Origin of the sequence: Anabaena sp. AL09, assembly GCF_001672255.1 — a bacterium.
Classification (GTDB): domain Bacteria; phylum Cyanobacteriota; class Cyanobacteriia; order Cyanobacteriales; family Nostocaceae; genus Dolichospermum; species Dolichospermum lemmermannii.
In genome coordinates, this window is sequence record NZ_LJOQ01000105.1 from 40,253 (window position 1) to 50,958 (window position 10,706).

General features: G+C 37.4%; 9 protein-coding genes. 8 read left to right on the forward strand and 1 reads right to left on the reverse strand.

Annotated features, from left to right (window positions below):
• The first annotated feature begins 43 nt into the window (after positions 1–43).
• The 8 genes from AN490_RS21635 (at position 44) to AN490_RS21670 (ending at position 9,483) form a co-directional block, all read left to right on the forward strand.
• Complete coding sequence (locus AN490_RS21635) at positions 44–319, forward strand: LuxR C-terminal-related transcriptional regulator (RefSeq protein WP_148761575.1); 276 nt, start codon at positions 44–46, stop codon at positions 317–319.
• Between the two features lie 318 nt (positions 320–637).
• Positions 638–955, forward strand: a complete 318-nt coding sequence (locus AN490_RS21640) for a hypothetical protein (RefSeq protein ID WP_168632141.1) — start codon at positions 638–640, stop codon at positions 953–955.
• Between the two features lie 71 nt (positions 956–1,026).
• Positions 1,027–2,754: a succinate dehydrogenase/fumarate reductase flavoprotein subunit gene (locus tag AN490_RS21645; RefSeq protein WP_300006919.1), complete on the forward strand. Its 1,728-nt coding sequence runs from the start codon at positions 1,027–1,029 to the stop codon at positions 2,752–2,754.
• Positions 2,755–2,995: 241 nt separating this feature from the next.
• The gene (locus AN490_RS21650) at positions 2,996–3,721 is read left to right on the forward strand and encodes a trypsin-like peptidase domain-containing protein (protein ID WP_213798419.1); all 726 of its coding nucleotides are present in this window, start codon (positions 2,996–2,998) and stop codon (positions 3,719–3,721) included.
• A 117-nt stretch (positions 3,722–3,838) separates the two neighbouring features.
• Entirely contained in the window at positions 3,839–4,369 is a 531-nt protein-coding gene (locus AN490_RS21655) for a COP23 domain-containing protein (RefSeq protein ID WP_300006922.1), read from the forward strand.
• Positions 4,370–4,924: 555 nt separating this feature from the next.
• Entirely contained in the window at positions 4,925–8,404 is a 3,480-nt protein-coding gene (locus tag AN490_RS21660; protein ID WP_300006924.1) for a serine protease, read from the forward strand.
• Positions 8,405–8,863: 459 nt separating this feature from the next.
• Complete coding sequence (locus AN490_RS21665; RefSeq protein WP_168632136.1) at positions 8,864–9,076, forward strand: hypothetical protein; 213 nt, start codon at positions 8,864–8,866, stop codon at positions 9,074–9,076.
• 5 nt (positions 9,077–9,081) lie between these two features.
• Entirely contained in the window at positions 9,082–9,483 is a 402-nt protein-coding gene (locus AN490_RS21670) for a hypothetical protein (RefSeq protein WP_300006926.1), read from the forward strand.
• Between the two features lie 70 nt (positions 9,484–9,553).
• Here the strand turns inward: AN490_RS21670 and AN490_RS21675 are convergent.
• Positions 9,554–10,706 (reverse strand): hypothetical protein (locus tag AN490_RS21675; RefSeq protein WP_300006928.1); only part of this gene is annotated, 1,153 nt, incomplete at its 5' end.

Below are 10,706 nucleotides of genomic sequence, written 5' to 3' on the forward strand. Positions count from 1 at the left end.
GAATAAGATTTGAGTACATATACTAAGGGAGAAATAGTAAGTCATGGCTACTAGTGAGCCTGGGACCCGTGTTAGTCTGTCAGACAGAGAACTGCAAATCATCGACTTAGTGGCCACAGGCTTAACTAACCAAGAAATTGCGGTCAAACTGGAAATTAGTAAACGGACAGTTGATAACCACATCAGTAATATTCTCACCAAGACAAAAACTGATAACCGTGTGGCTTTGGTGCGTTGGGCTTTAGAATGGGGTAAAGTCTGTTTAAATGATGTTAATTGCTGTTCGCTTTTGCTGAGGAATGATGAAAGTATGTCTTAGTCAAGCAGCTAATTAATCTAGCTTTTTTGCTATTTTGTAGATTGCTGATTGAGAGGATGGGTGGTTGATTTACGCTGTTGTGTACTACTCTGCATCTTTAAAAAGTCAGATAAAAACACAGGTATTTAGAGGCGTAAATCAATTATCCTGCAAATATGATCAAATATACAGATTGACAATTTTGCAGAAGATGTGACTGAAAAATTAGTTTTTTGTAAAGTAATATTACAAACCTTGGAAAAATATTGAGAAATTGTTCTGGAGGCAAACATAGATTTAAGGTAGAAGCTAGAGGACAAAATTCAGGCCAGTTTTAAAATGAACACAAATAATATTCAAAACTATCGCTTTGTCTGTACCTTAACTTTTGGTGATATTTACGGTCAAATTATTATTTGGTTAATTACGATTACCATTAGCTTGGCTTCAGCTTTAGCACTGATGGGTGCAAAAAGACCAGTATACGCTTTAGCTACAGTAGGTCTTGTTGTTCTCTTATCTCTACCTTTTTTACTTTTTGCCTTTGTGACGACTTTATTAAATAATATTGAACTCAATGCTGTAGAGCCAAAAACAAAGACAGAATCAATCTCAAATAATATTCCCCAACAAAACCCAGTCCAAGCAACTAGCTAAAAGGAATTTTATCAATTTCTCTATTACCCTGTCTTGTAGATGGGGAATTTTTTTATAATCGGTGGTTGATAATGCTCGAACATGATGTAATTATTGTTGGTGGCGGTTTAGCTGGATGTCGGGCTGCGCTGGAAATCGCCAGGACTGACCCTAGTTTAAAGGTAGCGGTAGTTGCCAAAACTCACCCGATTCGCTCTCATTCAGTGGCTGCTCAAGGTGGAATGGCGGCATCTTTAAAGAATGTGGATGATACCGATTCTTGGGAAGCACACGCTTTTGATACTGTTAAGGGTTCTGATTATTTGGCAGATCAAGATGCAGTCGCAATTTTGACCCAAGAAGCCCCAGATGTGGTGATTGATTTAGAACATCTGGGGGTGTTATTTTCTCGTTTACCTGATGGTCGCATTGCTCAACGGGCTTTTGGTGGTCATTCTCACAACCGCACTTGTTACGCGGCTGATAAAACCGGTCATGCAATTTTACATGAGTTGGTGAATAATTTGCGCCGTTATGGTGTGCAAATTTACGAAGAATGGTATGTAATGCGCCTGATTTTGGAGGATGGTCAGGCTAAGGGTGTGGTGATGTTTCACCTCTTGGATGGACATATTGAGGTATTACGAGCAAAGGCTGTGATGTTTGCCACCGGGGGCTATGGTCGCGTTTATAACACGACTTCCAATGATTATGCTTCCACTGGTGACGGTTTGGCAATGACCGCTTTGGCTGGTTTGCCTTTGGCAGATATGGAATTTGTCCAATTTCATCCTACCGGTTTGTATCCTGTGGGTGTGCTGATTTCCGAGGCTGTGCGCGGTGAAGGGGCATATTTGATTAATGCCGATGGCGATCGCTTTATGGCTAATTATGCCCCCAGTCGCATGGAATTAGCCCCTCGTGATATTACCTCACGGGCGATTACGTATGAAATCCGGGCTGGTCGCGGTGTAAATACTGATGGTAGCGCGGGTGGTCCCTTTGTCTATCTGGATTTACGCCATTTAGGTAAGGAAAAAATCATGAGTCGTGTTCCCTTTTGCTGGGAAGAAGCCCATCGTTTGCTTGGTGTAGATGCTGTGACTCAACCGATGCCTGTGCGTCCTACCAATCATTATTGTATGGGTGGTATTCCTGTCAACACTGACGGACAAGTTAGAAGTAATAATGATAGTTTTGTCGAAGGCTTTTTTGCTGCTGGGGAAACTGCTTGCGTGTCGGTTCACGGTGCAAATCGTCTCGGTAGTAACTCCTTATTAGAATGTGTAGTTTATGGTAAAAGGACTGGAGCAGCGATCGCTAATTATGTCCAAAATCGGCAATTACCATCCATAGATGAAGCCAGATATATTCAGGAAGCCAAACAACAAATACAACTCTTAATAGACCAACCAGGACAGTATAGAATTAATCAAATTCGTCAAGCTTTTCAAGATAATATGACTGAAAATTGTGGCGTTTTCCGCACTGATGAAGTCATGCGTCAGGGATTGGAAAAAATCGCCCAACTACAACAAAAATATTCACAAATATATTTAGATGACAAAGGAAAAAGCTGGAATACAGAATTAGTTGAAGCCTTAGAATTGCAAAGTTTAATGGTAGTTGGACAAACCATTTTAACTTCCGCCCTCAACCGCCAAGAAAGTCGCGGCGCACACTTTAGAGAAGACTTTGCCGAAAGGGACGATAATAAGTTCTTACAACACACAATGGCTTATTATTCACAAACAGGAATTGACATTCAATATCGTCCCGTGACAATCACAATGTTTGCACCAAAAGAGCGAAAATATTAATCAAAATCATTCCGTAGGGGCGCAGGGTCTGCGCCCTTTTTGGATATTCTAATTCTAGATCAGAAATATAGAGATAATTGTTCAGAACCCTTGCGGGACAAGGGTTTTGTTATAATCAATTCTCAATCATCATCAAAGAGGCTGTTACAAAAATGGTAACGACAGTTGAATTTTGTCATTTATCCTAGATAATCTTCTAAATACACTGTCATAGCTACCTTAGTCTATACCAAGTTCACCAATGAACAGAAAACCATATCTGATAGCAGTTACAGGGCTTGCTGTTTTATCCATACAGGCTCTAGCATCACCAAATGGCTTGGCATTTCCCCAACCAAATCATCATTCCAACCCTGTCATAGCCCAAAACTCGGAGGAACAAACACGCATTCGAGTGAATCAAAAAGCCAGTCCAGCCGTAGTTTATATCAACACAGGTAAATCAAGCGGCAGTGGCTTTATTGTTAGTTCTGACGGGTTAATTATTACCAATGCTCACGTTTTGCAAGATGCACCCGCAACCGTTACTGTAGTTTTAGAAGACGGGAAACGGCTTCCTGCTAACGTGATTGGCTTTGCTAAAAATGGAGTAGATTTAGCAGCCATTAAAATTCGTAATCAGAAGAATTTACCCACATTATCTTTAGCAAAATCAGCCCAAGTGGGACAGTCTGTATATGCTATTGGTAGTCCCTTTGGCTATGGCAATCTAAATAATTTTACTGCCGGTGTTTTGAGCAATCTTGACGAGCAAGATGGTATAATTAAACATGATGCTAGAATTAATCCCGGTAATTCTGGTGGTCCACTTCTCAATTCCCAAGCCCAAGTTATTGGCGTAAATACTGCTATTCAACTTGATAGAAATGGCAGCAATAGTGGTATTAGTATTGCCATCCTGGTAAATAAAATACAACCTTTCTTAACGGCAATTCGTCAGGGAAATATTTCCCGTTTACGGCGCTAATAGTCTGTTGAGAATTTAGATTGGTATAGGCTTCTAGCTAGTTTGTCTATCTGGACAGGCAGGATGCCCACCCCACAGAAATTAAATGTACCTTTCCCAAATTAGGAGATTTAAGAAATGATGAAATTAACATTATTAACCACACTATTCTTAACCACCACATTAGCATCTACTCCTGTTTTTGCTCAAGAAGACGCTAATAATCAAATTCGCTTTATCTGTTCTACAAGTCGTTACTCCGAAAATGGAAAGTCTGTTCCTACCACTTTTCTTTGGACACCAAATTTCCAAAAAGCAATGGTGACTTGGACATCTGTTTTAGGAGGAGTTAAACCACAACAACGTTGTCAAAAAGTTTCTGATAACTTCCAAACAGCTTTTAATAACGGCAGTCTTAATTACGTTACCAATGCTTTTCAAAATGGGAGCAAAGTAATTTGTTCTGTGAGTTCAATTGATGGTGGTTGTGATACTGTGTTATTTACATTGCGACCTCAGGACAAGTCTAAGGATGTTCTCAAACGGTTAAATAAACTCTGGTTTGGTAGTGTTAAGACAGAACCTATTCCACAAGCTTCTGGAGAAGATAAATTTTACATTGATATTCGCCAATTCCTCAATACACCACCAGCGAATAAAATGCAATAAAGAAGATTCTCAAAAATTGTAGGTTGGGTAGAACGAAGTGAAACCCAACTAATTTAAGGAAGTTATCAAGAAGTGTTGGGTTTCTTTCCTCAACCCAACCTACTTATTTAACTAATGATCATGTAATCAATCCAGGTGAATCTTATCGCATTCAAGCACCAGATTCTCAAAGATTGTAGGTTGGGTAGAACGAAGTGAAACCCAACTAATTTAAAGAAGTTATCAAGAAATGTTGGGTTTCGTTCCTCAACCCAACCTACTTAAAGAAGTTATCAAGAAGTGTTGGGTTTCTTTCCTCAACCCAACCTACTTAAAGAAGTTGTCAAGAAGTGTTGGGTTTCGTTCCTCAACCCAACCTACTTATATTCATCTCCTAATTTACTCAAACAAAAAAAGATCATGAAACACCTATTTTTTACCCTCATTTGCACAACTGCTTTATTAACTATTCCTCAGCAATTGTTATTGATTTCTCCTCAACCAGTTACCGCAAAATAACCTACAAAAAAACTATTAACCTCAGCACAATTACAAGCTTTAGCCAAATCTATCACTGTGAAAATATTAACTAAAAATGGCAGTGCTTCAGGAACTTTAATTGCCAAAAATGGTAATAATTACACTATTTTAACTAATGATCATGTGATGAATCCAGGTGCATCTTATCGCATTCAAACACCTGATGGAAAAATATATCCTGCTAATGTCATTAAAGAAAAACCACCATCTTTAAAAAATCAAGATGTAGTTTTATTCCAGTTTCAATCAACAGCAGAATATACCATCGCTACTTTAGGAATTTCCGCACCTATAGCAGTAGAACAAAAAATTGTCGCGGCTGGATTTGTGAGTGATAGTGCTAAATTGGTTTTCACAGAAGGACAAATTTCTCTATTACCAGATAAGAGTTTTCAAAGAGGTTATCGCATTGGTTACAGCAATAAAGTTCAACCAGGAATGAGTGGCGGACCCATATTAAATTATCAAGGTGAAGTTATTGGTATTAATGCCGTTCATGCTTATCCTATTTCTGATAAAATATATACTTATATTGACAATAGTAAACCCAGTGCAGCCGAACGTCAGCAAATGCGTCAATATAGTTGGGGTTTACCGATTTACGCCGTCGCTAAGATAGTCCCGGAATTTGTGGCTAAATCGCCTAGAAAGGGTGATGATTCTGCTTTGATAGCGAAAAAAGGTTTAATCCAAAATATTGATAAAATTGCCCAAGAAATTACGGTGTTAATTCCTAATGCTAACCCCACAGATATCGGTTCTGGGGTAATTATTGCCCAGAAAGGTAATATTTATTATGTGTTGACCGCAGATCATGTTATCTGGAATCGTGATGAAAAAAAATTAAAAGATAAGTTAGAAATAGTCGCACCAGATAATCAAAGATATGCTATAAATGTCAGCAATGCGAAAAGAATGCCTGGAGTTGATTTAGCCGTTGTTCAATTTACCAGTAATCAAAAATATCAAGTTGCAACTTTAGCAAATTATAGTTTAAATACTAAAGATCAAAAAGTGTTTGTTTCTGGTTTTCCTGGTAATAAACAACAAAATAAAAACAAACCTCACCGGATTTTAACAGCGGGAGTTTTGAGTGGACAAGAATTAATCAAGTTGACTACTTATCTAAGTTTTAATAATCAAAGTTCTCTGATACCTGTGCGAATACAAACTGTTTTAAGTGATGGTTATGATCTACTTTATAGTAATATTACTAAAGGAGGAATGAGTGGCGGTGCGGTTTTAGATACCCAAGGAAGATTAATTGGTATTCATGGCAGAGTGGAAGGTGAAACATCACTCGATTTTGATGGTAAAATCAATTTAGGTAGTAGTTCTGGTATTCCCATTAGCACATTTTTAAATTTGGTTCAACAGGTAGGAATAGATTCAGATTTAAAAGTCGAAACTACTACACCAGCTACACTAAAAAAATCGGAAGAGGATGTAATTAGTGAATATTTATTACCATTGGATCAAGTTCCTAAAAATAGCGATGATGAAATATCATGGCTAAATTATGCTAATCAACTATGGCGTTCTCAAAAATATGCAGAAGCGAGAAAAGCTGTTGATAAAGCGATTGGGAAAAAACCGGATTTTTATCAAGCTTGGTATTTCAAGGGGATGATATTTCGTAGTGAGAAAAAATACCCAGAATCAATTGCTGCTTATGATAAAGCTCTTAGAATTAATCCCAACTTTGCTCAAGCTTGGAAATTGCGGGGTAGAGCGCTGTTTAGATTAGATAAATATTCCGAAGCCTTGACATCTTTTGACAAAGCCATTGCTCTAAGTCCTAATCAATTTGCTCTTTACTACCTGCGAGGTTTAACGCTTCGTTACTTAAAGCGGTTTCCTGAAGCAATTGAGGCTTATAATCAAGCTATTAAAATTGATCCTCTGTTTAAATCGGCTTATTCTGGGCGTGGTTTGTCCTATGGAGAGTTAAAAAAATATCGACAAGGCATAGCTGATTTTACTCAGTTCATTCAACTTGACCCTAAAGACGCTGGCTATTACAATCTAAGGGGTTTGTATTACGGACAATTAGAAGAATACAAACAAAGCATAGCTGATTCAACTCAAGCCATTCAACTTGACCCTAAGGATGCTTTCTACTACTATAGCAGGGGTAGTGCTTACAGAGGATTGAAAGAATACAAACAAGCCATAGCTGATTATACTCAAGCCATTCAACTTGACCGTAAAGATGCAACATACTATTTAGTGAGGGGTTTTGCTTACTTTCAATTAAAAGACTACAAACAAGCGATTGATGATTACACTCAAGCCATTCAACTTGACCCTAAAGATGCAAGATCCTACTCCTTGCGGGGTAGTGTTTACTCAATATTAAAAGACTATAAACAAGCCATAGCTGATTTAACTCAAGCCATTCAACTTGACCCTAAAGATGCAATCTACTACTCCTTGCGGGGTGGTCTTTACTCAAAATTAAAAGACTATAAACAAGCTATATCTGATTTAACAGAAACTATTCGTCGTGACCCTAAAAATGCACCATACACTGTAGGAGGTTTCAGATACTCTGAATTTAAAGATAATAAAGACATCCTTATCTCTTACACTACCATAATGTCTACGACTTACGCAGATAGAGGTGGTGCTTACGTGACATTAAAAGAATACAAACTGGCGATTAATGATTACACTCAAGCCATTCAACTTAACCCTCAAAATGCCGAGTATTATGCTATTCGTGGTGGTATTTACTCTTTCCTGAAAGAATACAAACAGGCGATTGATGATTACACTCAAGCCATTAAAATTGACCATAAAAAGGCAATATACTATGATTTTAGGGGTCTTGCTTATTTACAATTAAAAGACTACAAACAAGCCATAGCTGATTATACTCAAGCCATTCAACTTGATCCTAAAAATGCAACATACTATGGTGGTAGGGGTTTTGCTTACTTTCAATTAAAAGACTACAAACAAGCGATTGATGATTATACTCAAGCTATTAAAATTGACCCTAAAAATGCAACATACTATAGTGCTAGGGGTGATGCTTACTTTCAATTGAAAGACTATAAACAAGCGATTGATGATTACTCTCAAGCCATTAAATTAAAATCCGACTTTACCGAAGCCTACTATGTTCGGGGTATTGCTCACTATTTCTTAAAAGACTATAAACAAGCAATAAATGATTGGAATCAAGCCATTAAATTAAAACCCGACTTTACCGAAGCTTACACGAACTTGGGTATAGTTTCCTATGAAATGGGAGAAGTAGAAACAGCAATTAATTATTGGCGAAATGCGATAAAAATCAATAGCAATGTTGCAGAAGCACATCTAGCTTTAGGTGTAGCTTTGTATGCCAAAGGCGATAAGGAAGCAGGTTTGAAATCGGGAGAAACGGCTTTAAAATTAGATAAACGTTTTGGAAAGATTGAGTTTCTGAAAAAGAATAATTGGGGTGATAAGTTGATAAAAGATAGTCAGGAGCTTTTGAATAATCCTCGGATAAAAGTTTTGATTTAGAACCCACCTTCCGCACCCTTAGAGGATGTTTGAAAAGTGGTATTCCGTAATTTTCATCACATTGCTACCCCCCTTTCCCCTTGTAAAGGGGGGAAACAATAAAAATCCGGGTAAAAAATATTTGATACATCAACCATAACTTTTCAAACACCCTCTAATGGACAAAGGATTGGTAAATAAATAATATGTAATTAATTCTGTCCAGGTACTTACCTTCAATTGACTGCAACATTAGTTTAATTATCAAATAGTAAACTACTTTGAGTTATAAACAATGTTCTCACTATATCGCAGCTATTATATAATATTTGTGATGTTTGTATAGTTTTACACAAGTCTTATTTTTTAATCCCACCATGATAAAATGAGTGATCACAAACCACAACCTAGAAATCGCTTTGAGATAAAATAGAATAAAGTAATTTTGACTCTATCCCTCAGATATATCAAGAGAAAAATATGACACTAACCGATTTACTCCCATCAATTCAACAACTCTCAGCACCAGAAAAACTCAAATTAATTCGCATTCTTGCAGAAAATTTAGATTCATCTGAAAATATTTCTCCACTAGAACCCTTCAAAACATATCACCTAGCAACGCCTTATGATAACTTCGGGGCTGGAGAAATTTTGATGGAAACATTAAATCAATCAACCTTTAGTGATTAAGATTTATGCGGTTCAAATATTCAACAAATAACCCCAGCCAAAACGAGTTTGATAGTTTGCCTAGAGTTCCACTGGTTTTATGTCATGGTGATAAAATCGTAGAAGCACTGGGTTTAGTTGATAGTGGTGCTACCGTCAATGTTTTACCTTATGAAATAGGGCTTCAATTAGGTGGAGTATGGGATGAAAATAAAGCTATTATCCAATTAGCAGGTAATCTTAGTCAGGCAGCCATACCGTTTTTTGCACGTGCTGAAATAGGTGAATTTCCCTCAGTTAAATTGGCTTTTGCATGGGTAAGTAGACCAAATGCGCCCTTAATTCTTGGACAAACTAACTTTTTTCTAGAATTTGATGTTTCTTTCTATCGTTCAAAACTTGAATTTGAGATTAAACCCAAATCTTAACTAAATCTCTAGAAATTAGTTTTCTACTTTAACTTATAAAATGCGTGACCAGAAATAAAGTCTTAATCATCTACTTGTGCTTAGGTTGAAAATTCGGCAATTCTACAGATGCTAAAGATTTGCGTCCCTTGGGTGGTCGTTGGGGATAAATCAATGGTGAAGGCGATTTATGGTCAGATGTATTTTCATCCAATAACTTTGGCAAAACATCATTAGTGGGTAAATTTGATTCCGTTGTCGGGGAAATATCCAACCAATAATCTTCCATTTCCACAGTATTGATCTGATGGCTAAGAGCGGTGGAAATGATTGGAAATTCCTCTATTAGTGATAGTGGAAAATCTTCCTTTCCAGAATTTTCAGTAGTACCATAAGGATCAATTTCCATCTGCAAATCCTGTTTAATTATTATTTCTGGTTGTGCATAATTTTCCGAAGTAGATACTAAAGTTTCTAAAACAGATATATCACCTTGATGAATATTTACTTTTGCCTGGGTCCCCTCCTCCGTTGTGTCAGATGATGGTGTAATAAAAAACCGATGAATTATCCCTTCTAATTGCTGGTCTAGGGATAATACCCCAGAATCATCTTCAGTTGTTGATGGAGTTGTTGATTCATCAACTTGTGTAGGCTGAGAGATTACTGGTTCTGGATCATGGGGATAATTTTCAGAAGTTGTTGCTGTCGGCTTAACCCAGGAATTATTTACAGACTCATTCACAGAATCCGGTTCTCCTGTCCAAGGTCGAATAGGTTGAGCATTGGGAAACAAAGACCGGGCTTTTCTGGAGAATCGCGTTTGTTTGTGAATCACATCATGGGGATGATGGATATGATCTTCTAAATTTTCATGGCTAGGAATTGGAGTATCTAGACATTTTTCCAAAGCCGATTTAAACTGCATAGTTTGTCGTTGTTGACGCATTAGCCGAGACCGCAATTCACGACAAGTATTTTCCGAGTGTAATAACTGTTGAGACTCTTGACTGTAGTTAGCTTGCAAAAGAGAACATTCTCTTTCCAAATGCGCTAACCGCTGTTGGCTAACTTGCAAATTAGCTTGATAATTTTCAATACAAATTTCTTGTTGTTGAACTGTTTGGACAGCATTTTCTAACTGCTGATACAGGGAATGAATTTGTTCTTGACCAGCGGAAAGTTCTTGATTTTGTTGGTTAAACATAGATTCCGTCACACTAGACCGGGTTTTGTGCCATTGC

Bases quoted from the DNA above. Each gene is read 5' to 3' on its own strand.
- AN490_RS21655 (WP_300006922.1), top strand. From the start codon at position 3,839: ATGATGAAATTAACATTATTAACCACACTATTCTTAACCACCACATTA.
- AN490_RS21640 (WP_168632141.1), top strand. From the start codon at position 638: ATGAACACAAATAATATTCAAAACTATCGCTTTGTCTGTACCTTAACT.
- AN490_RS21645 (WP_300006919.1), top strand. From the start codon at position 1,027: ATGCTCGAACATGATGTAATTATTGTTGGTGGCGGTTTAGCTGGATGT.
- AN490_RS21635 (WP_148761575.1), top strand. From the start codon at position 44: ATGGCTACTAGTGAGCCTGGGACCCGTGTTAGTCTGTCAGACAGAGAA.
- AN490_RS21670 (WP_300006926.1), top strand. From the start codon at position 9,082: ATGCGGTTCAAATATTCAACAAATAACCCCAGCCAAAACGAGTTTGAT.
- AN490_RS21665 (WP_168632136.1), top strand. From the start codon at position 8,864: ATGACACTAACCGATTTACTCCCATCAATTCAACAACTCTCAGCACCA.
- AN490_RS21650 (WP_213798419.1), top strand. From the start codon at position 2,996: ATGAACAGAAAACCATATCTGATAGCAGTTACAGGGCTTGCTGTTTTA.